Consider the following 21621-nt stretch of genomic DNA (forward strand, 5'->3'; position numbering starts at 1 on the left):
TGAAGGTCAACGGGGAAAAGGGTGCGTGAGCACGCGGGCGTTTCACGGGAGGAGCTGAAGCACAGCGCGGCCGTCACGGTCGCCGTGCTCCTGGCTCTCGGCCTGGTCGCCGCGTGGAACGTCCTGATACCAGGAGTGGACGCCTGGGAGAACATCGTGGCCGCGGTCATCGGCTCGCTGCGGATGACCGGGCCCGTGGCGGCGGCGTTCGCCGCCTGGGTGGCGCTGCGCAAGCGCAGGGCGCTGCGCGGGCGCGCGCTGACGACGTGGCGGGCGCTCAAGGCGCCGCTGGCGATCGTGGTGGTGGTGCTGGGCTCGTTCGCGGCGACGGTCCTGGTGCTGGCGGTCAAGACGGTGCTCACCGACCAGGCGGGCCGGCTGAGCCTGTCCGGTCTCGGCATGGGCATGGCGGGGCTGGCGCTCTATTCGGTGATCGGGTGGGTGGCCGGCTGGGTGGTGCCCAAGGCGTACACGCCGCCGCTGGCCGGGCTCGCCTGCTACGGGGCGTTCTCGTGGCTGGCCGACGACCGCGGCTGGGCCGACAAGCTGGCGCCCGGCACCGGCGAGCCGTACGACCTGTTCCAGGGGTTGAGCGGGGCGCCGTTCTTCGACCAGACGATCTGGCTGCTCGGCATCACGGCGGCGCTGCTGCTCGGCTGGGCGGCGCTCGTGACCAGGCAGGCGCTGGTGCTGGCGTGCGCGCTGCTGTCGGTGCTGGCCGCCGGGATGGGCGTGTCGCGCGTGCTGGCCCACCCCAAGCCGGCGGCGGCCGTGGAGATCGCGTACAGCTGCCAGGACTGGCCGATCACGGTGTGCGTGCATCCCGGGATGCGGGCGGGGCTGACCGAGCTGGGGGCGACGTTCACGCAGATCGCCTCGCGGCTGGCGGGCACGCCGGCGGCGTTCACGCGGGTGGAGCAGCGGCCGCTGGACGAGGAGCTGAAGCCGGCCAACGGCCTCGCGCCCATCCACGTGCCCGACCTGTCCGCGGGGTTCGCGGAGGAGGCGGCGTACGAGTACATCGAATCCCTGGCCGCCCGCTGCCCGGGCACGGTGGCGGACGGCTACAGGGAGATCGTGATGGCGTGGCTGCGCGGCGAGCCGCTGCCCGGTGGTCCGCTGCCCGAGCACCAGTACGCGGCGTCCTGGTTCTCGTGGCTGAGCGAGCACCAGCGCAGGGAGTGGCTGCGGATGTTCTACAGCGACTTCCAGAACTGCCGGCTGTCCAGCACGCACTTCGGCGGCGGCCCGGCGCGGGCGCAGGTGGCGCCGCAGGTGCTGCCGACCCCGGAGACCAGCCACGTCTACCCGGTCTACCCCGAGACCACGAGCACCGGTGGCGGCACCCCGAGCTCCTCCCCCATCGTGACCACGGTCCGCACGGGCTCGGCGCCCGGTTGACGGCCGGAATCGGAGATGTCACCAAAGGGCTGGCACTGATGATCGCCAGACGGGTAGTCATGCTCCCATGACGACTTCCCGTACGACGCCGCCCGAGGCGATTCCCGGGCGACGGCGCAGGTGGCGATACGTGGCGGGGCTCCTCGTCCTCGCGGTCCTGCTCGTGGTGGCCGGGCGGCTGGCCTGGACCTGGCTCAACCCGCTCGGCGAGCGGACCATCGACCGCAGCCAGCCGGTGCTCCTGCAGTCCATCAAGGACCTGAGCCGCTTCGAGGCCGCGACGGGCAACTTCCAGGTCGTCGTCGACCTGGAGAAGGACGCCAACTTCCTGCCCGACGCGATCAAGGGCACCCGCACGCTGTTCGTCGGGGCCGGCGGGGTGGACGCGTACGTCGACTTCTCGGGCCTGGCCACGGACGCGGTCACCGTCTCCGAGGACCGCACCCAGGCGACCGTGCGCCTGCCCAGGGCCCAGCTGGAGAAGCCGAACCTGGACAACAGCCGCTCCTACGTCTTCGCCCAGCAGCGCGGCCTGTTCGACCGGGTGCAGGACTTCCTGTCGGGGTCGCCGTCCGACCAGCGGGAGCTGTACCTGCTGGCGGAGAAGAAGATCACGGAGGCGGCGGTAGCGAGCGACCTGCGCGCCCGGGCGGACGCCAACACCAAGGCGATGCTGTCGGGCCTGCTGAAGTCGCTCGGCTTCACCAAAATCACGGTGAAGTACACGGACGAGCCCTAGTCGCCGCCTTAGGACCCGCCCTTAGTCCCCGCTCGCCCCCTCCTTAGGACCTTCCTATCTGCCCTTATGCCCGGAGATAAGGCATCCGCCCGATGTGTCGGGGAGGGCCTTAGGCGGAGTCTTGAGAGTGCAGGGAAGACACGAGCACAAGGGGCTGTGATGAACGCCGAATTCGACTACACCGTGATGCAGTACCACGCCGCCGAGCTGCGTCAGGCCGCCGCCGAACAGCGGCGCGCGCTCGAGGCCGGCAGGACCCGGCGGGCCGAGCGCCGGCACCGCTCGGTGTTCGCCAGGTTCCTCGCCTCATGACCCGCCACAAGCAGCCCGGCCGCATCCTCCCTCGCGGCCGGGCTGAACAGCCCCCGTGAGGGGGCGGCGTCAAAGGGTTCAGACGCCGGCGTCGCGACGCCCCGGACCATTCCTGGTCGGCCCGGGGCGTCGCGTCACGCCAGGGCATCCAGCACCCCACACCAGGGCCTCCAGCGCCTCACGCAGAGCCTCCAGTGCGTCACGCCAGGGCCTCCAGCCGCGCCACGACCGTGTCGAGCGGCGCAGAAGCGTCGATCTCCAGCGTCGCCGTCGCCCGCAGCAGCGGCTCGACCTGCGCCAGGTCGCGCAGGACCGCCTCGCGCTCCTCGGGGCTCTTGCCGTACGGGTTGTCCACGCGCGCCGCGATCCTGGCCAGCATGACGGCGGCGGGCGCGCTCAGCAGCACGACGTGGTCGAACCGCGGGTAGAAGCGGCCCTGGTTCGACCTGCAGCCCGCCACGAACAGCGCGCCGTCGCGGTGGCCTTCGAGCAGCGCTGCCATCGCGTCCTCGCGCCACACCCAGTCCGGTGACCCGTCGGGCGCCGTGACCCAGTGGTTCCACTCGCCGGTGTCGGTGTCGACGGTCCGGTGCCCGCGCGCGGCCAGGGCCTTCAGCGCGGTCGACTTCCCGGTGCCCGACATCCCGGTGATCAGGACCTTCGCCATACGGCGAGCGTAGCCGTCGTCCGGTGGCCCGCACCTTCGCCGCGGCGGAAGCGGTCGCGCGCGGTCCTACCGCTTGGGGACGGTGATGAGGAGGGCGTCGCCCTGGCCGCCACCGCCGCACAGGCCCGCGGCGCCCAGGCCGCCGCCCCGCCGCCGCAGCTCGTACGCCAGCGTCAGCACGATCCGCGCCCCCGAGGCCCCGATCGGGTGGCCCAGGGCGATGCCGCCCCCGTTGACGTTGACCCTGTCGAGCGGCACGCCCAGCTCCTTGACCGACTGCAGCACCACGCTGGCGAAGGCCTCGTTGATCTCCACCAGGTCGAGGTCGCCGGCCGTCACGCCCTGCTTGGCCATCGCCTGCTTGATGGCGTTGGCCGGCTGGGACTGCAGGGACGCGTCGGGCCCCGCCACGTTGCCGTGCCGCCCGATCTCCGCCAGCCACTCCACGCCCAGCTCCTCCGCCTTGGCCCTGGACATGACCACGACCGCGCACGCCCCGTCGGAGATCTGCGAGGACGAGCCCGCCGTGATGGTCCCGTCGGCGGCGAACGCCGGGCGGAGCCTGGCCAGGGTCTCGGGCGTGGTGTCACCGCGTACGCCCTCGTCCTCGCGCACGACCACCGGCTCGCCGCGGCGCTGCGGGATCTCCACGGGGACGATCTCGTCGTCGAAGACGCCGTTCTTGGCGGCGGCGGCGGCCAGCTGGTGGGAGCGGGCCGACAGGGCGTCCTGCTCCTCGCGGCCGATGCCGAGCCGGGTGTTGTGGCGCTCCGTCGACGCCCCCATCGCGCACTGGTCGAACGCGCAGAACAGGCCGTCGTGGGCCATCGAGTCGACGACCTGCGCGCCGCCGTACTTGACGCCCTTGCGCATGCCCGGCAGGAGGTGCGGGGCGTTGGTCATGGACTCCATGCCGCCGGCCACCACGATGTCGAACTCGCCCGCGCGGATGAGCTGGTCGGCCAGCGCGATGGCGTCGAGGCCCGACAGGCAGACCTTGTTGACGGTGAGGGACGGGACGGTCATCGGGATGCCCGCGTTGACGGCGGCCTGGCGGGAGGGGATCTGGCCCGCGCCGGCCTGGAGCACCTGACCCATGATCACGTACTCGACGGCCTCCGGCGCAACTCCCGCGCGCTCCAGGGCCGCCTTGATGGCGATGCCGCCGAGCTCGACGGCCGTCAGCCCGGACAGCGCGCCGAGAAGCTTGCCGACGGGGGTGCGAGCACCGGCCACGATGACGGAACTGGACATGACCACGGCCTCCAACGTTCGCCTCCGGTTCTTTGACACCATACCCACGAGTAGGCGGACGCTCGCTATGGAGGTGGGCCACACATGTTCATGAGGATCGACCACATCGGTATCGCGTGCAGGAACCTCGAGGAGAAGATCGCGTTCTTCTCGGAGACGTTCGAGCTCGACGTCGTGGCCAGGGAGGTGAACGAGGAGCAGGGCGTGAAGGAGGCGATGCTGCACATCGCCGACGGCGAAGGTGGGGGCTCCTACATTCAGCTGCTGGAGCCCCTCTCTGACGACTCTCCTGTGGGAAAATTCCTGGCTAAGCGGGGCGAGGGCCTCCATCATGTGGCATTTGGCGTGCCCGACATCGCCATGGCCATGACTAAGATCGGCGAGAAGGGTGTGAGGCTGCTGGACGAGCGTCCCAGGCATGGGTCCATGGGCTCGGAGATCGCGTTCCTGCACCCCAAGGATGTTGGAGGAGTGTTGACGGAGTTGGTCCAGGCGGCCCGGCCCTCACAAAGCGCATAAATCGTACATATGTAACTAGTCACGCAGAAAGGTGGACGGGGCTTCGCAGGCGGCACCAGCGGAGTACGCTTGACCTTCCACCGGACATGGAGCCTGCCGAGAGGCACAGGCTCCTGGATCGGATGCCCCGAACCCCCCGTCCGGCCCGTGTAGCCGTCTCGACAACCCAGGATCGAGCCTCCATGCAGTCCGACATCGACGCCCAGCTCAACAACTTCTTCGAGGACGCCCCAGCACGCGAGTTCGACGTGGTGCTCCGTGGTTACGACCGGCATCAGGTCCACGACCACCTGAAGCAGCTCGACGGAGAGCTGCGCCAGGCCCGCGAGCAGGTCACGAGCCTGCAGCGCGATCTGTCCGACTCCCAGCGCCAGCTGCAGGAGCAGGAGCGCCCGACCTACTCCGGCCTCGGCGCCCGCATCGAGCAGCTGCTCCGCCTGGCCGAGGAGCAGGCCACCGAGCTCGTGCAGGCGGCCAGGTCCGAGGCCAACGAGATCAAGGCGGCGGCCAAGGTGGAGGCCGCCGACCTGCGCGCCGCCGCCGAGGCGGAGGCCGCCGAGAAGCGCGCCCAGGCCACGCGCGAGAGCGACGAGATGCGCACCGCCGCCGAGCGGGACGCCGAGGAGATCCGCTCCACGGCCCGCCGCGAGGCCGACGAGCTGACCAACACCACCGAGCGCGAGGTCGCCAAGCTGCGGGCCACGGCCGACCACGAGGTGGCCGAGAAGCGGGCCGACGCCGAGCGGGAGATCGCCAAGCTCCGCACCACCACCGAGCGCGAGGTCGCCCAGCTGCGGGCCTCGACCAAGCGCGAGCGCGACGAGGTGCTCACCACCGCCAAGCGGCAGGCCGACGAGATGCGCGCGCAGGCCCAGCGGGTGCTGGAGGAGTCCGAGGCCAAGCGGGCGCAGGACGAGGCGGAGTTCGAGATCCAGCTCGCCTCCCGCCGCGAGGAGGCCGAGCGCCAGGAGGCCGAGCGCCACGCCACGGCGCAGGCCGCCACGCAGAAGCTGGTCGCCGAGGCCGAGCAGCGGGCCGCCACCGCCGAGTCGCGGGCCACGAAGGCCACCCAGCAGGCCGAGCAGACCCGCCGCGAGGCCGATCTGCACGCCAAGCAGCTGGTCGCCAACGCCCGCAAGAGCTCCGAGACCATCGTGGCCGACGCCAAGTCGAGCGCCGAGACGATCGTCACCGAGGCCAAGAACGAGGCGGAGCGCACCCGTACGGCGATGCAGCGCCAGGTCGACGAGCTCACCCGCCAGCGCGACAGCATCACCAGCCACCTGGCCCAGCTGCGCCAGCTGCTCGGCGGCGCCGCGCTGCCGGGCATGGAGCCGGAGCCCGCGGTCACGGCGGCCCCGCCGAAGCCGGCGCTCGCCGCGCCCGTCGTCGAGGCGCCGGTCACGACGCCCGCCGCCAAGGTCGAGGCCAAGGCGGAGGACGACGCCGAGTGGTGGCAGGAGTAGCCGCCGCTCACCGGCCGGGGCCGGCACACGGGGGCTGAAGATCAGGTTGGAGAGAGCCTGGCGATCTGATGGTCGCTAGGCTCTCTTTCTGTTATCAGCTCGTACGAGGTGCTGGTCCAAGCTCGTACGAGTTTCTTCGGGTTTGCCCCCAACTTCCCCGGGAGTCGCCTTGTCCGCGGATGCCGAGCCCACCACGGCTGCGCCGACCACCCCCGAGCCGACCACCCCCGAGCCGGCCACCACCGGGTCGGCCGTCCCTGGGACGACCACAACCGGGCCGGCCACCATTGGGGCCGCCGGCGATGCCCTCGAAGCCGGTCCCCCGGATGCCGGTCCCGCTGCCCCCGGGGTCGCCGTCGGCGCGAGTCCTCCGGCGGAAGCGGGGGGCTCGGGGCAGGACCGCGACGACGCGGCACAGCCGTACGGGCTGCCGGGCAAGCCGCTGGCGCGCGGGCCGTTCCTGTTCGGCCTGGTCGGCGGGCTCGGCGTGCTGACGGCGATCGCGATCGCCCAGATGGTCGTCGCGTCCCTGAGCACGATCATCCTGATCGTCGTGGCGATGTTCCTGGCCGTCGGCCTGAACCCGGCCGTCGAGGCGCTCCAGCGGCGCGGCCTGGCCAGGCGGGGCGCGATCTCGATCGTGTTCGCCGGGGTGATCGTGGCGTTCGCGCTGTTCGGCCTGGCCATCGTGCCGCCGGTGAGCCAGCAGCTGTCGGAGTTCGTGGCGGCGGTGCCCGACTACGTCACCGAGCTGGGCAAGAACCCGACGCTGCACCAGCTCGACGCCGACTACCAGATCCTCGCGCAGCTCAAGACGTTCGTGACGACCACGCTCGGGCCGTCGCTGGCCAGCGGGATCATGGGCGCGGGCCTGGTGGTGCTGAACGGCGTCTACACCACGGTGACGCTCCTGGTGCTCATGCTCTACTTCCTGGGCTCGCTGCACACGATCAAGGACTACCTGCTCAGGCTGGTCCCGTCGTCGCGCAGGGCGCGCACGCGGGCGATCTCCGAGGAGATCCTCACCGGCATCGGCGGGTACGTGGCGGGCAACGTGCTCATCTCGGTCATCGCGGGCGTCCTGACGTGGATCTTCCTGTCCATCGCCGGCGTCCAGTACGCGCTCGCGCTCGCCCTGGTCGTGGCGCTGACGGACCTCATCCCGCTGGTGGGCGCCACGATCGGCGCAGTGCTCGTGACCGGTGTCGCGCTGCTGCAGTCGTTGCCCGCCGGGATCGCGTGCGCGATCTTCTTCGTCGTCTACCAGCAGGTCGAGAACTACTTCGTCTACCCGCGGGTGATGAAGCGCTCGGTGGACGTGACGCCCGCCGTCACGGTGATCGCCGCGCTCTTCGGCGGTGCGCTGCTGGGCATCGTCGGCGCCCTGCTGGCCATCCCGGTGGCCGCCGCGATCGCGCTGATCATCCGCGAGGTGCTCGTGCCCCGCCAGGAACACGCCTGACCGGCGACGACGTCAGCCGGGCGGTCAGGCCCGCCAGGCGGTCACGACAGTCAGGTGATCACGGGGCCAGGTGGTCAGCGGTGGGAGCCGCCGAGCTCGGTCCTGAGGAACTCGGTCACCGCCGCGTTGAACGCCTCCGGCTGCTCGACCGCGCTCAGATGCCCGGCCTTCGGGATGATCTCCAGCCGCCCGTCGGGCACGGACCTCGCCATCGCCTCGGCGTCGGCGGGCGGCGACAGCTCGTCCTCCTCCCCCACGACGACCAGCAGCGGCACCTTCAGCCCGCTCAGCGTGTCGAACGAGTCGGGCCGGGCCGCCATGGCCCGCTGCGCCCAGGCGACGGCGCCCGGCGGCGCGGACTGCACCAGCCCCTTGACCCGCCCGAACACCATGGCCCGCCGCTCCTTCGTGGTCGGCCCGATGAGGCCGGGCAGCACGTCGCTGACCAGCACCCCGCTGCCGTCGGACAGCACGGCCCTGGCGATGCGCTCGCGGTTGTCCCGCGCCGCGGGCGGGTCGGCGCCGGCCTTGGTGTCGGCCAGGATCACGCCGAGCACCCGGTCGGGGTGCCGGCGGCAGAACGCCATGGTGACGTAGCCGCCCATGGACAGCCCGCCGACCACCGCCCTGTCGATGCCCTCGTCGTCGAGCAGGGCGGCCACGTCGTCGGCCATCAGGTCGACGGACGGCTCGTCGTCGCCCAGCCGCGACCCGCCGAAGCCGCGCAGGTCGGGCGTGATGACCCGGCAGGTCGGGGCCAGACCCTCGCGCTGGGCGAGCCACATGGCCGACGACAGCGGGAACGCGTGAAGCAGCACAACCGGGAGCCCGGTCCCGGACGATCTCGTGTAGAGCTGCACGGACCACACCGTAACCCGGTTCGGGGCGGCAAGCACTCAATGTCGGATGCCTATATCGCCGAAAGGGCCGATCCGCTGCGGCGAAAACCTTTACAGCGGCGCTAGATGGCCGTGGCGCCGCCGTCCACGAACAGCACCTGCCCCGTGATGTACGCCGCGGCCGGGCTCGCCAGGAACACGGCCGGCTGGGCCATCTCCTCCGGCGTTCCCCAGCGCCGCATGGGCACGCCGGAGACCGTGGCCGGGCCGGAGGTCTCGTCCTCCCAGAGGTTGCGGTTGAGGTCGGTGGCCGTCCAGCCGGGGCACAGGGCGTTGACCCGCACCCCGGCCCGCGCCCACTCCACGGCCAGAGTCTTGGTCAGCGCCACCACGCCCGCCTTGGCGGCGGCGTACGGCGCGAGGAAGGGGGCGCCCAGGGCGGCGACCGAGGCCACGTTGATGACCGTGCCGGAGCCCCGCTCCAGCAGGTGGGGGGCGACCGTGTGGCAGACGGTCATGGCGGAGTCGAGGTTGAGCCGCATCAGCTTGTCCCACCCCGACAGCCGCAGGTCCTTGAACTCGACCATGAAGTTCGAGCCGCCCGCGTTGTTAACCACGATGTCGAGGTGGCCCAGCCCCTCGATCGCCGCCGTCACGGCCCCGGCGGCCGCGTCGCGGTCGGTGAGGTCGGCGGGGATGACGAGCGCGCGCCGGCCCAGCGCCTCGATCTCCTTGCCCACCCCGGCCAGGGTCTCGGCGGACCTCGACACGAGCGCCACGTCGGCCCCGGCCTCGGCGTACGCGAGCGCGATGGCCCGCCCGATCCCCTTCGACGCCCCGGTGACCAGAGCCTGCATACCGCTGAGATCGAACGCGCCCACGCTGCCTCCTCGAAATGATGACCGAACAAGATTCTAGTGACTGGCGGCCCAGGAACGCCACCGGCGCGGGGCCCTGATGGGACCCCGCGCCGGCATCACAAGCCTCCAGAGGCGTCTAGAAGAAGAATCCGAAGAAGTCGTCCAGGCCGCTCTGGTCGATCCAGCGGGTCACGCGGGCGCCGGTCTCGGCGATCGTGCCCGTCCTCGTGTTCTCCGGCTCGACCTTCTCGGGCCGGAAGATCTGCTTCTGGCCCTGGCCGGAGCCGCCCGGCCGGAGACCGGGAGGAGGCGGCCCGTCGGGGTACATCTCGCCGTTGCGGTAGACGGAGATGGACTGCGTCGGCTGCCTGGTCCCGTCATTGCGCCAGATGTGGCTCGGCTGTGGCTGGGCCGGCTGCCTGGCGACCTTCGGCGGCGACTGGCGCTGTGCCGCCTTGTGGCTGGTCGGCCGGTGTGCCGGACGCGACCGCGCCTGCTGGACGCCCCTGGGGACCCGGCCGGCCCGGTGGTTGCGCGCCCTGGCCTTCAGCGCGGCACGCCGCTTCGCCGCCGCCTCGGCGGCCTTCCTCCTGGCGTCCCTTCTCGCCTTCATCGCGGCCCGGCGGGCCTTGAGCGCCTCCTTCGCCTTCTTGACCTTCTCGGCGGCCCTCTTCTTGGCCGCCTCAAGCGCCTTCTTCCTGGCCGCCGCCGCGGCCCGCTTCCTGGCCGCCTCAAGCGCCTTCTTCCTGGCCAGTGCCGCCGCCCGGCGTTTGGCCGCCGCGATGGCCGCGCGCCTGGCCGCCGCCCTGGCCGCGGCGAGCGCCGCCCGCCTGGCCGCCGCCGCCGCGAGCCGCCTCGCGATCACGGACGCGGCGACCCTGACCACGATGGCCGCGGCGATCCAGAACAGCTGGCCGTCGGGGTCGCTCATGGAGACGGGGCTGTTGTTCGCGTAGGCGTAGGCGTTGAGCTGCTGCGGGTCCTGCTCGTCGATGACGGGGTCGACCGAGATGAACCGGCCGTTCTTGGGGTCGTACTCGCGGGCCCCGAGGTGGACGAGCCCGGTCGTCGTGTCCTTCGTGCCGCCGACGAACCCGCGCTGGCCCGGCCACCACGGTGGTGGCGAGCCCCGGTCCTCGCCGAACGGGGTCGTCCTGCGTACGGCCAGCTCGCCGTTGGCGGCGTTCACCGCCGCCTGCGCGGTGCCCTGGTGGTCGTTGGCCATGAAGTAGACCTGGTTGTCCGGCGTCCGCACCGCGACGGGCTTGTCGTTGATCGTGTAGTAGCGGGTCTGCTCGACCTTGTCCTTGGCGAAGTCGAAGCGCAGCTCCATGTCGTCGATGTAGAGCGTGGCGTCGTCGGGCGTCTTGCGGATCAGCCGCTCGCCGTCCGCGTCGTACACGAACGACGTCGTCCTGCCCGCCTCCGTGACCGACTCCAGGTTGCCCTCGGCGTCCCAGACCAGGGTCTGGTCGGAGGCGCCGACCTTACGCCTGGTGGTGTTGCCGGCCGCGTCGTACTCGAACAGATCCTGCCCGACGCTCTGCAGCGCGTGCGGCTGCTTGCCGCCGGCCTCCGGGTAGGTGGAGGTGCGGACGGTCTCCGGCGCGCCGCCCCATGCGTGCCTGGTCTCCTTGATCCGGTTGCCGGTGACGTCGTAGTCGTAGCTCACCGCGTACGGGGCCACGCCGCCGATCGTGCCGGACTCGGGGGCACCGCTCGCGCAGTCGTCCGTGGCCGTCCACGCCGAGGTCATGCGGCGCAGATGGTCGTACGTGAAGCACTGCGTGTCCTGGCCGCCGGCCTCCTCCGCGATCTTGGTGATGTTGCCCGCGGGGTCGTAGGTGTAGTGCAGGTCGAGGTCGGTGGACGCGGCGCCCGCCCGGTCGAGGCGCATCCCGGTCAGCCTGCGGGTGGCCTCGTCGTGGGTGTAGGTGAGCCAGGTCTTCCTGCTGCCGGAGCCCAGCTCGTACTGGAGCGTCTCGCCCATCTTGGAGTAGCGGGTGGCGCTGACGTACGGCGACAGGCCGGTGACCTTGGTCGGCTGGCCCAGCGCGTCGTAGGAGTAGACGACCGACTCGTCCTCCAGCCCCCCGGCGGCGGGGAAGCTGACGGACTGGACGTCGCCGTCCAGCGTGTAGCGGGTGTTGAGCACGTACGAGCCCGCCAGCCTGCCCTCGCGCTGCGGGATGGTGACGGTCTCGCGCAGCGGGCGGTAGGCGGTGTCGATGGCGTTGATCTCCGCCTTGTACGCCTGCCCGCCCAGGTAGCGGATGCCGGCGTTCATGTGGCCCTTGGCCAGCGCGTCGTACTTCCACTCGGCGAGCAGCGGGCCGGTCGCCGAGCCCTCGCGCATCTCCTTCTTGCGGCCCAGCTCGTCGTAGGAGTACCAGAGGGTCTTGCCGCGGGCGTCGCTGACGCTGACCACCTCGTCGGCGTCGTTGTAGGTGAAGGTGGTGACGCCCTTGTCCGGGTCCTCGGTCCTGATCTCCCGGCCGCGCACGTCGTAGTGGTGGCGCCAGACGTTGCCCGCCGGGTCGGTCACCGTGGACAGCCGTCCGGCGTGGTCGTAGGTGTACTTGGTGGACTCGTACTCGCCGGTCGGGGTGGCGCCCTTGTACTGGCGCAGCTCGATGAGGCGGTCGTCGGCGTCGCCGATGCGGGTCGTCGCGGTCCCGCCGGGCGGCGGCGTCACGTGGACCCTGTCGCCCTCCTGCTTGACGCTGACCCGGAACTGCTCCACGCCCTTGGCCTTGAGGATCTGGGCGTTGACGTCACCGGCGCCGTCGAAGGTCGACACGATCTGGTTCGGCACGTCGGTGTCCGACACGGCGAACAGCTCGGTCGCGGGCTCCCCGGTGGCGAAGTAGCCGGTGTTGGACCTGGCCTTCTCGCCCAGGGAGTTGTAGAGGGTGTCGGTGATCGTGCGGCCGTCGCGCAGGGCCGGGTCCTGCGTCTGGTCGTCGACGGGCGCCGGCTCCTGGGTCTGGCGCTCGCGCATCAGCCCGTCGTACAGCTCGTAGCTGGTGGTGTAGCCGCCGTCGGGGCGCAGCGTCCTGGTGGTCACCACGCTGGGGCCGTCGTTGCGGACGGTGTAGGCGTACTCGGTGTTCGGCGACTGGCCGGCCGCCTTGCTGCGGTCGTTCTGCCAGACCTTCACGAGGCGGCCGAGCGCGTCGTGCTCCATGTCGACGCGCTTGCCGTTGGCGTCGATCTCGGCGATCGGCTCTCCCCAGGCGGGCTCGAGAATGATCTTCTCGACGTGGCCGAGCTGGTTCGTCTCCGTGACCTCGGTGGCCGGGGCGCCCGTGGCCGGCGTGTACGCCATGGTCGACCTGGTACCCATGGCGTCGGTCTCGCTGGTCTCCCTGCCGTAGACGTCGTACGTGTGGGTGCTGTCGGTGATCGTCGCGCCGTCGCCGGACGCGAGCTGCTGCACCGCGGTCACGTCGCCCTTGCTCGGCGCCTGCCCGTACGCCTTGCCGTCGTACTGGACCCGCTCGTCGGAGATGACCTCGTCGGCGGCCAGCGTGGACACGCCGGTGTCGCAGCCGGCCGCGACCTTCTGGATCCTGCTGGTGTAGTCGAGCATCCACGACGTGTCGTTGCGGGCGTAGGTGTAGCGGGTGCACTGGTCGTCGCCGTCGTCGGCCAGGTCGCCCTGCTCCTCGACCTGCGTGAGCAGGCCCTTGGCGTCGTACGAGCGCTCCTCTCCGGTGCGCCGCCACGTGCCGCCGCCCAGCGCGGTGCGGGTGACCATGGACTTGGGCTGCACGATGTACGCGGCCTTGGTGACGCCGCCCTGCGTGGACTCGGCCGTCTTGACCGACCATGGCTCCTCGACGGTCGAGGTCAGGACCGCGCCGCCGTCACCGTCGAACAGGGTCTCCTCCCGCTCGAACCCGGACAGCTGGTCCAGGTCGTCCATCTTGACGCCCTCGGAGTCCTCGACCTGGGCGCTGCGCTTGGAGCCGTCGGCCTGCTTGTCACCGTGCAGGCCGCGGAAATAGCGGAACTCGGTGAGCGTGCGCCTGGTGTCCTGGCCGTCGCCCTCGCGCACCCGTACGCGACCGTACCCGCGCCAGTCGGCCCAGGTGCGGTGCTCGGGCTTGACGAGGATGTTGTCGGCGTAGTGCCAGCCGGCGCCGTCCAGGTACTCGTAGTCGGTGACCTTGTTCGGCGCGCCGCCGACCCGGTCGACCTCCACGATCTGCGCCACGACGTACTTGTGGAACCAGTCGGTTACCTCGGCCTCGTTCGGCGGGGACCAGCGCTGCGGGAAGCAGCGCTTGGTGTTCTTGTCGGCGGCCGGCAGCTTGCCGGGCTCGCACTCGGCGGGCGCGTAGTTGACGCGCAGCTCGCCGCCGCTCTCGCTGTTCACGGCCTGGACGCGCCACTTGACCAGCGGGGCGCGGCCCTCGTTCGTGTCCACCCGGTTGGGCAGCTGGACGCCGATGAACGTGGTCCTCGGCAGCGTGATCGTGCCGCCCACGTGGCCGGTCTGCTGGATCGAGGCCAGCCAGAGCGACGGGCTCATGCCGTCACCCGTGGCGGGGAACTGGTGGGTCAGCGCCCAGGAGTCCACCGGCGCGTACTGGCCGGCGGCGGTGCGGATCTGGGTCGTGACCTTGGTCAGCCTCTTGCGCGAGAAGAACGTCGGCGACAGGCGGTCGGTGCACTTCACCCCGGAATCGCAGATCTGGTCGAACGGCACGTCCGGCCAGGAGGCGGCGGTCTCTTTCTTGAGCTGCTCGGGAGCGCAGGTGACGCTGCCGCTCGGCAGGCAGCGCTCCGCCACGTCGAACACGACCCTGGCCGCCGGAGCCCTGGTGAACAGCTCGCTCCCCAGGTAGCCGTAGTCGATGCGGGTGAGGTACGCGCCCCGCACGTAGGGGGTGCCGAGCTCCGGCTTCATGTTGCGGCCGTAGTAGTTCTTCTCCAGCTCGTACCAGTACGTGGTCGCGTTGCCGTGGGTGTCGACCGCGTAGTCGAGGTTCCACCGGTAGGCCTGCTGGCACCAGGCGTTGGCCGGGGTGCTGGAGTGGCACGGCTCGCCGCTGTTGTTGCCGAACACCGGCACCGTCTGCACCGAGTTCGTCACCGGCTTGCCGCTGACCCAGCCGGGCAGGCGGTTCAGGCCGAAGGTGTACTGGGAGCCGTCGGCGGTGGTGACGCGCCAGTACTCGCCGTTGTTGTCACCGTTGGTGGCGCCGGTGAGGTACTCGATCCTGGTGCCGTCGTCGCGCTTGGGCCGCCACTGCTTGGTCGTGGCGTCCTTGACCAGCTCCATGGCCGAGTCGCCGAGCGACAGCGTGGCGTTGTCCTGGTCCCAGCACATGTCGCCGGTCTTCTTGCCGTCGATCATGCAGGACTTGTAGCGGCGCTCGACGTAGCCGCCGGGGTTCAGCTCGAAGCCCTCGCCGACCCAGGACGGCTGGTTGTTGGTGGAGGCGGTGCGGCCGTCCACGCTCTGGGAGGAGTAGGCGATCGAGACGTCCGGCTCCTCGCCGCCCAGGGCGGGCGGCATGCGCAGGCCGTAGCCCCAGCTGAAGTCGCCGGACTGGGTGCCGACGCTCCACTTCGCCGAGGGCGCCAGCGAGGTGGCCGCGAGGTCGCCCGACTGGCCGGAGGCGCCCGCCGTGACCGCGTACAGGCCGGCCGACTCGACGTCGGCGGTGAGCGTGCCTGCCGCCGGGTCGTTCTCGCTCTTCACCGGTTCGGGGGCGGCGCAGCCGTCGGCCCCGGTCAGCGCGCACTCCTCCAGCTTGACCATGCGCAGCCGGGCGCCGTAGTCGCCGCCGTAGGCGTAGCGGAAGCCGGAGTAGTCGACCTGCAGGCGGGTCTTCTTCGCGGACAGGGTCTTCGCGCCCTGGCCGGGGGACACGCGCATGGCCAGGCCCAGGAGCTTGCTGTCCAGGATCTCGACGCGTACGGGATCGGCGGCCTCCGCCGCCTTCAGGCCCTTCGCCGGGGCCAGCTTGACCGGGAACCCGGCCGCCAGGGTGCTCGCCCGGCCGCCGCCCAGCTCCGCCACCTGCGGTTTGGGCCAGCTGACGCCTGGCGGCGCCTTCCACGCCTGTTTCTCGACGGGATCGGGCAGCGGGGGCCGGACCGGGACCTTGCCGCCCTTGACCGGCTTCTCCTTCTGCACGGACGGGGCCGTCCGGGCGGCCGCCTGCGCGGGCATGGCGTACGCGAGCGGCAGGACGAGCACCATCGAGAGGACGGCGGCGAGCCGGCGCGGCCAGGGCGACTCGGGCTTGGGCTCCAGGAAGCGGTTCCACGAGGTGTCGGGAATGTCTGGTAAGTCGGGTTCTTGTGGGCGGTTCCAGCGGGATTCGGGCAGGTCTAACTCACTCGGCAGGTCCATGAACCTCTCCCAGTCGGGGGTGCTGATCGGGTTTACTGGGGTGCGTGTGGTTCTGTCGCGCGGCCGGCCGCTCTGCCTATTGAGCGGCCAACTGCGCGATCCGTTCGGCGCTCAGCACGCCGTCATACGTGCGGACGTCGTCCACGGCCCCCGGCCAGTAGCCGGTGAAGGCGCCCGCGCTCTCGGTCCGGCCCAGTTGCAGCGGGCCGGTGGCGTTCCACGTGCTCACGTGGTCGGTGACGGTGGTGGCGGACAGGCGTCCGTTGACGTAGACGCGCAGCTCGCCGGCGAGCGCGTCGTACACGCCCGCCAGGTGCGTCCACTCCAGCGGGTTCGGGACCGCGTCGGAGCGGGTCCGCACGAGCGCGGCCGTGTCGGTGTCGGCGGCACGCATCCCGAACGCCCACCGCCCCTGCTCCTTGTCGAACCCGAGCTGGAACCCGGCCGTCCTGCTGCCCGGCTGGGCCACGGCGGCGGCGTCGGCGGCCGGCACCGAGTCGAGCTGGACCCAGGCGGCGACGGTGAAGCCCGCGGCGGTGTTGACGGCGGGCCGGCCCGTCTGGGCGTAGCCGCTGACGCCGTCGAGCGCGAGCGCGCCGTCCAGCCAGCCCGCGGTCCACGACGCGCCCCCGGCGAGCGTCGCGGGCGCGGACCGGCCCGAGGAGTCGGCGGCGGACGTGCCCGACTCCTCGTCCAGCGTCCAGTGGCCGACCAGGGCGGCGGCGCTGTTGACCAGGTCGGCCACCTCGTCGGCGAACATGGCCCGCCCGTAGACGCGGACGTCGTCCACGTCGCCCGGCCAGAACTCCGCCGCCGCGCCGCCGGCCAGGCCGCGCCCGATGGTGAGCGGCCCGGTGGCGTTCCACGGCTGGGTGAAGGCGACCGTGGACTCCAGCCGGCCGTTGACGTAGAGGGAGAGCTGGCCGGCCGCCGAGTCGTAGACGCCGGCCAGATGGGTCCACTCGTTCAGCCTCGGGGCCGCCGAGGAGAGCGCCCGCACGGTCGTGGCGCCGTCGGCGTCCGAGCCGGCGCGGGCCAGGGCCCAGCGATCGTCGGCCTTGGCGTACTGCAGCGCGAAGCCGCCGGTCCTGGTGCCCTCCTGGGTGACGAGGGTGGCGGTCCCCGCCGTGCTCGTCAGGCGGGCCCAGGCGGTGACGGTGAAGTTGCGGGTCGTGTCGGTCACCGGCCCTGAGGTCTGCGCGTCCGCGTTGCTCAGGCGCAGCGCCGCGCCGGTCCGGCCGGCCGTCCACGCGGCCCCGTGGAGGGTGGCGGGGTGGGCGTTCGCGGCGTCGGCGGCCACGGTGCCCTCGCCCTCGTCCAGCTTCCAGTGACCGCTGGGGTCGCGGCCCGCGTTGACGTTGAAGACGTACGTTCGGATCGGGCCGAGGTGTCCCGCGCGGTCCTTGCTGCGCACCGCCAGGACGTTCGGGCCGTCGTGGCGCGGGGTGAGCGCGATCGTCGCCCTGCCGTCCGCGCCGGGGGGCACCTCCACCTTGGGCGTGGTGTCCAGCCCGTAGACGTACGTGGCCACGTCGGGGACGCCGTTGGGGTCGAACGTGAACGTGCCGGCCAGGCCGAGACCGTCGCTCCAGGCGTTCTCGGCGTACTCGGGCGAGGTCACGACCGGTTCCCGGCCCGGGGCCGTGGCGTCCACCGTGGCCTCGCACCAGGGGCTCCAGTCGCTGGTGGCCTTGCCGTCCTCGGCGCGCACCCGCCAGCGGATGAGCGTGCCGTCGGCATACAGGCTCTGCGGGATCGTCGCGTAGAAGGCGGTGCCGGACGAGCCCGTCGCGGTGACGTACTCGCCGGTCTTCGTGCCCGCGGCGTCGTACCACTCGAAACGGCCCTTGACCGAGTTGTCGGCGTCCTTCAGCCGCGCCCACAGCTTCGGCGTGGCCGTGCCGATGACCGGCCGGTCCTCGCCGGACACGCAGGCGCCGCCCGGGTCCGACCACGCGTCGGCGGCCACCGGGGCGGACGGGATGGAGTTGTACTCGATGACCAGGCTCGGGTTGTTCTTGAACTTCTTCCAGGCGTAGACGTCGGTCTCGCTGGTGGCCCGCAGGCCGATGGTGACGTTGGGCCAGCTGTTGGCGGCGGCGTTGACGACCTGCGGCGTGGCGTCGAACTCGACGCCGCCCGGCAGGCACGACGCGCCCCAGCCCTTGGCCACGTTGACCGTGTCCATCTTCGTGACCCACGCCGGCTGGTTGTTCCAGGTGGTGCTCTTGCTGATCCGGTTGGTCGCCCACGCCTCGACCTTGCGGGCGCTGCACGAGTACGACCACGTCTCATACGTGCGCAGCGTCGCCTTGACGATCTGCTTGCCGTGGATGGTCGAGCCGGTGTTCATCTGGAAGAACGAGCGGTTCTTCTGCGACTCGACGTGGCCCACCCTGGCGACGTCGCTGGAGTTCAGGTAGTTGGAGTTGGGCCAGTTGCTCCAGACGGCCGTCCACGCGCCGCGGGCGGCCGAGAAGTACGGGTCGAGGTAGACGGGGAAGCGGGTGTCGCGGTCCGTCAGCATCTTCCTGTCCGGCCTCAGCCGCAGCTGCCTGCCCGCCAGCTCCACGCCCATCGTGGCCTGCCTGGCCTCGGGCGAGCGGCCCTCCTTGAGCGCCCGCGGGCTCGTGATGCCCTCCGAGTCCCACATCGTCGGGGTGGGCGCGATGAAGATCGTGCCGCCGGCGCTGTCGCGGGCCTCCAGGTTGCCCGCCTTGTCCGCCTTGAGCGTCAGGCCCCTGGTGGTGAGCGGATAGGTCAGCTCCTCGGTCAGGCCGGCCGCGGCCTCGCGCGACTTGACCACGAGGACGTGCGAGAAGCCGTCCACGTCCGCGGTGACCTGGAGGTCCACGCCCGGCATGACCTCGGCGTAGGTGGCGGTGTCACCGTTCAGGGTGGGCTTGGGGAGCGTGCCGTGCCAGCCCAGCTCCAGGGTCTTGGCGCCGCGCGACAGGCGGGCGAGCGGGGCCGTGCCGCCGCCGGAGAACGTCAGGCCGGCCGCCGTGGCGACCGGCTCCACCGCGCCGTCGGGGCGCAGGCGCAGCGTGGTGTCCACGGGGACCCAGCCGCCGGCCTTGCGCACGCGCACCGGACGGGCGTACTGCTCCATGGTGAGCGTGCCGCCGGGCTGGGCCCAGACCTGGCGGGTCTCGCTGCGCATCGACTCGATCTCGACCGGCCGGCCCTCGGTGCGGGCGGCCGCGAGGGCGCGCTCTTCCGACGGCGGCGCGCCCGGTGTCGGCGGGACGGCTCGTGAGGTCTGTGGAGGTGGGGTGGTCACCGCCTGGGCGGCGGACGCCGGATGCGGCACCACCATGATCGATAAGGCCAACGCCGCCGTAACCAACCCACGCACTGCCCGCATACGCCCTCACCCATGGTGAGCAGGGATCACGCGCGGGACGGGCTACGATCCTCCCGCCCGGCGTCTCCACGGTCTTCAGTTGACGATCGGAGTTTCACCCTGGTCGAGAGGGAAGTCCAGACTTCTGCTCATTCTGCTCAAATTTCCTTCACAACTGCGCATTATCCGGAAATTTCCGTCACAGGGTGATGCCTCAGACGTCCGTCGGCAGCGGCCACGCGTCCGGGTTGACCCGCTTGACGATCTCGTTCAGGACGATGCGGACGTACGGCTCCCCCACCCACAGGTGCTTGGCCCCGTCGACCCCGATCACCTCGGCCTGCGGTACCCGCTCGAACCTCCGCCGCGCCTCCTCGGGCCGCAGGTAGTCGTCGAACTCCGGGACCAGCGCCACCAGCGGCCGCCCGAACTCCGCCCAGGCGTCCAGGTCGCGGTCGGTCGCCCTGTGCAGCGGCGGTGAGAGCAGGATCGCGCCCTCCACCAGCGGGTCGTGCGCCCACTTCAGCGTCAGCTCGGTGCCGAACGACCAGCCGACCACCCACACCCGCGGCAGGTCGTGGTACTCGGCGTACTCGAGCGCCGCCGCGACGTCGTACCGCTCCCCCTCTCCCCCGTCGAACGCGCCCTCCGAGGTGCCGCGCTCGGAGGAGGTGCCCCGGGTGTTGAAGCGCAGCACCGCCAGGTCGGCGAGGGCGGGCAGCCGGTTGGCGGCCTTCTTGAAGACGTGGCTGTCCATGAACCCGCCGTGGGTGGGCAGCGGGTGCAGGGTCACCAGCGTCGCCACGGGAGGCCGGTCGGGCGGCAGGGCCAGCTCGCCGACCAGCGTCAGGCCGTCGCCCGTGTGCAGCTCGATCGGCTCGCGCCGGGCGGGGAGGACGGTCGCCGCGCGAATCTCCACCATGGATCCTCTCAGTAACGGATGCGTCGATGACGGGGGATGCTCTTGCGCTCAGTAACGGATGTGTCGATGGCAGAGGATGCTCCGCGCTCAGTAACGGCTGCGGCCCGGGCCGCGGTGGAGTCTCTTACGCCAGCAGGCCGGGTGCCAGTGGCGGCGCTCCTCGTCGCCGCCCGGCCAGTTCGGCCAGGCCACGAGGTGCGGCACGCCGCTGCGGATCTCCTGGTCGCAGCCGGGGCACCGGTAGTCCTTGATGGAGGAGGCGCCGGTGAGCATGCGTACCTTCCACTCGCCGTCCGGCCACTCCTCCACCTTGTCCAGCCCGGTCGGGAAACCGAACGGCCGGGAAGACTCCCTGCGGCGGGCGCGCCGAGGGCTCATCTCCCCGCCCCCACACGACCGCCCCCCACGCGACCGCCATCGCCCTCCACCCGTTTGAACGCCATGCGCCCAGTTTTCCAGAGCCGCTAAGGTGGGACGTCATGCGGCTGGTCATCGCGCGATGCAGCGTGGATTACGTTGGACGGCTCACGGCGCACCTGCCGATGGCCCCCAGGTTGGTGCTGATCAAGGCGGACGGGAGCGTGAGCATTCACGCCGACGACCGCGCGTTCAAGCCCCTCAACTGGATGAACCCGCCGTGCAAGCTCAAGGAGGACGGCGACACCTGGACGGTCACCCACGGCAAGACCGGCGAGCAGCTGGTGCTGACGATGGCCGAGATCCTCCACGACTCCAGCCACGAGCTCGGCGTCGACCCCGGGCTGATCAAGGACGGGGTGGAGGCCCACCTCCAGGAGCTGCTCGCCGAGCACATCACGACGCTGGGCGAGGGCTACTCACTGATCCGGCGGGAGTACATGACGGCGATCGGGCCGGTGGACATCCTGTGCAGGGACGCGGTGGGGGCGACCGTGGCTGTGGAAATCAAGCGGCGCGGCGAGATCGACGGGGTTGAGCAGCTGACGCGCTACCTGGAGCTGCTCAACCGCGACCCGATACTGGCGCCCGTGCGCGGCGTCTTCGCAGCCCAGGAGATCAAACCCCAGGCGCGCGTCCTCGCCACCGACCGCGGCATCACCTGCGTCACCCTCGACTACGACTCCCTCCGCGGCATCGCCCCCACCAACCCGACCCTGTTCTGATCCTCTTCTGTTACGGCGGTGCCAGGGTTTCGCCACCCGCCTCACTTCGGCTGGTGGCCCTCCAGGGAACGGCCGCTGACCCTTCACCGGCTGAGCGCCGTTACGCGAGCCCATGATTGCCCGGTTACCTGGGCTCTGCCGGCCGGGCGCCGTACCCCTTGCGCCGGGCACCGCCGTACACCGTCCCGCCGGCCCGGCGCCGCGAACCCGCGCACCGGCGTCGGTGCCTCGCCACCGCCCGCCCCGTCGCGCCATGCCATGTCACCGCGTCACGCCGCCCCGACAGCGGCCCGTCGCCCCGCACCACCGCCTCACGGCGTCC

General features: G+C 71.5%; 15 protein-coding genes. 7 read left to right on the forward strand and 8 right to left on the reverse strand.

The window, feature by feature from the left end:
* Positions 1-21: 21 nt before the first annotated feature.
* The 3 genes from FH608_RS01295 to FH608_RS51190 all read left to right on the forward strand — a co-directional run bounded on the left by FH608_RS01295 (position 22) and on the right by FH608_RS51190 (position 2452).
* Entirely contained in the window at positions 22-1401 is a 1380-nt protein-coding gene (locus FH608_RS01295) for a hypothetical protein (RefSeq protein ID WP_139627865.1), read from the forward strand.
* Positions 1402-1468: 67 nt separating this feature from the next.
* On the forward strand, positions 1469-2140 hold the full coding sequence (locus FH608_RS01300; RefSeq protein ID WP_139627866.1) for a DUF4230 domain-containing protein: 672 nt from the start codon (positions 1469-1471) through the stop codon (positions 2138-2140).
* Between the two features lie 159 nt (positions 2141-2299).
* Positions 2300-2452 carry a hypothetical protein gene (locus tag FH608_RS51190; protein ID WP_193318182.1) on the forward strand — a complete coding sequence of 51 codons (153 nt, stop codon included), beginning with the start codon at positions 2300-2302 and terminating at the stop codon, positions 2450-2452.
* A 199-nt stretch (positions 2453-2651) separates the two neighbouring features.
* Here the strand turns inward: FH608_RS51190 and FH608_RS01305 are convergent, their stop codons facing one another.
* Together FH608_RS01305 and FH608_RS01310 are read right to left on the reverse strand one after the other, a co-directional pair.
* A complete protein-coding gene (locus FH608_RS01305) occupies positions 2652-3119 on the reverse strand; it encodes an AAA family ATPase (RefSeq protein ID WP_139627868.1) in 468 nt (155 codons plus the stop codon).
* A gap of 66 nt (positions 3120-3185) precedes the next feature.
* Positions 3186-4373, reverse strand: coding sequence for an acetyl-CoA C-acetyltransferase (locus FH608_RS01310; RefSeq protein ID WP_139627870.1), 1188 nt, complete (start codon positions 4371-4373; stop codon positions 3186-3188).
* An 84-nt stretch (positions 4374-4457) separates the two neighbouring features.
* Here FH608_RS01310 and mce point away from each other — a divergent pair, with 84 nt between their 5' ends.
* The 3 genes from mce (at position 4458) to FH608_RS01325 (ending at position 7820) form a co-directional block, all read left to right on the forward strand.
* Positions 4458-4892 carry a methylmalonyl-CoA epimerase gene (gene mce / locus FH608_RS01315; RefSeq protein ID WP_139627872.1) on the forward strand — a complete coding sequence of 145 codons (435 nt, stop codon included), beginning with the start codon at positions 4458-4460 and terminating at the stop codon, positions 4890-4892.
* 182 nt (positions 4893-5074) lie between these two features.
* Positions 5075-6358, forward strand: coding sequence for a DivIVA domain-containing protein (locus FH608_RS01320; RefSeq protein ID WP_139627874.1), 1284 nt, complete (start codon positions 5075-5077; stop codon positions 6356-6358).
* Between the two features lie 169 nt (positions 6359-6527).
* Positions 6528-7820, forward strand: a complete 1293-nt coding sequence (locus FH608_RS01325; protein ID WP_226898852.1) for an AI-2E family transporter — start codon at positions 6528-6530, stop codon at positions 7818-7820.
* A 74-nt stretch (positions 7821-7894) separates the two neighbouring features.
* Here the strand turns inward: FH608_RS01325 and FH608_RS01330 are convergent, their stop codons facing one another.
* The 6 genes from FH608_RS01330 to FH608_RS01355 all read right to left on the reverse strand — a co-directional run bounded on the left by FH608_RS01330 (position 7895) and on the right by FH608_RS01355 (position 20535).
* The gene (locus FH608_RS01330; RefSeq protein WP_264372868.1) at positions 7895-8638 is read right to left on the reverse strand and encodes an alpha/beta fold hydrolase; all 744 of its coding nucleotides are present in this window, start codon (positions 8636-8638) and stop codon (positions 7895-7897) included.
* A 143-nt stretch (positions 8639-8781) separates the two neighbouring features.
* The gene (locus tag FH608_RS01335) at positions 8782-9540 is read right to left on the reverse strand and encodes an SDR family NAD(P)-dependent oxidoreductase (protein WP_139627878.1); all 759 of its coding nucleotides are present in this window, start codon (positions 9538-9540) and stop codon (positions 8782-8784) included.
* A gap of 115 nt (positions 9541-9655) precedes the next feature.
* A complete protein-coding gene (locus FH608_RS01340; RefSeq protein ID WP_139627880.1) occupies positions 9656-15889 on the reverse strand; it encodes an RHS repeat domain-containing protein in 6234 nt (2077 codons plus the stop codon).
* A gap of 76 nt (positions 15890-15965) precedes the next feature.
* A complete protein-coding gene (locus tag FH608_RS01345) occupies positions 15966-19208 on the reverse strand; it encodes a LamG-like jellyroll fold domain-containing protein (RefSeq protein ID WP_226898853.1) in 3243 nt (1080 codons plus the stop codon).
* Positions 19209-19449: 241 nt separating this feature from the next.
* Positions 19450-20154 carry an alpha/beta hydrolase gene (locus tag FH608_RS01350; protein WP_139628907.1) on the reverse strand — a complete coding sequence of 235 codons (705 nt, stop codon included), beginning with the start codon at positions 20152-20154 and terminating at the stop codon, positions 19450-19452.
* 90 nt (positions 20155-20244) lie between these two features.
* On the reverse strand, positions 20245-20535 hold the full coding sequence (locus FH608_RS01355; RefSeq protein WP_139627883.1) for an ATP/GTP-binding protein: 291 nt from the start codon (positions 20533-20535) through the stop codon (positions 20245-20247).
* 101 nt (positions 20536-20636) lie between these two features.
* On the opposite strand from FH608_RS01355, the gene nucS reads away from it, so the two are divergent.
* Positions 20637-21299: an endonuclease NucS gene (nucS, locus tag FH608_RS01360; RefSeq protein ID WP_139627885.1), complete on the forward strand. Its 663-nt coding sequence runs from the start codon at positions 20637-20639 to the stop codon at positions 21297-21299.
* Positions 21300-21621 lie beyond the last annotated feature (322 nt).

It is taken from the genome of Nonomuraea phyllanthi, from assembly GCF_006334985.2.
Taxonomy (GTDB): domain Bacteria; phylum Actinomycetota; class Actinomycetes; order Streptosporangiales; family Streptosporangiaceae; genus Nonomuraea; species Nonomuraea phyllanthi.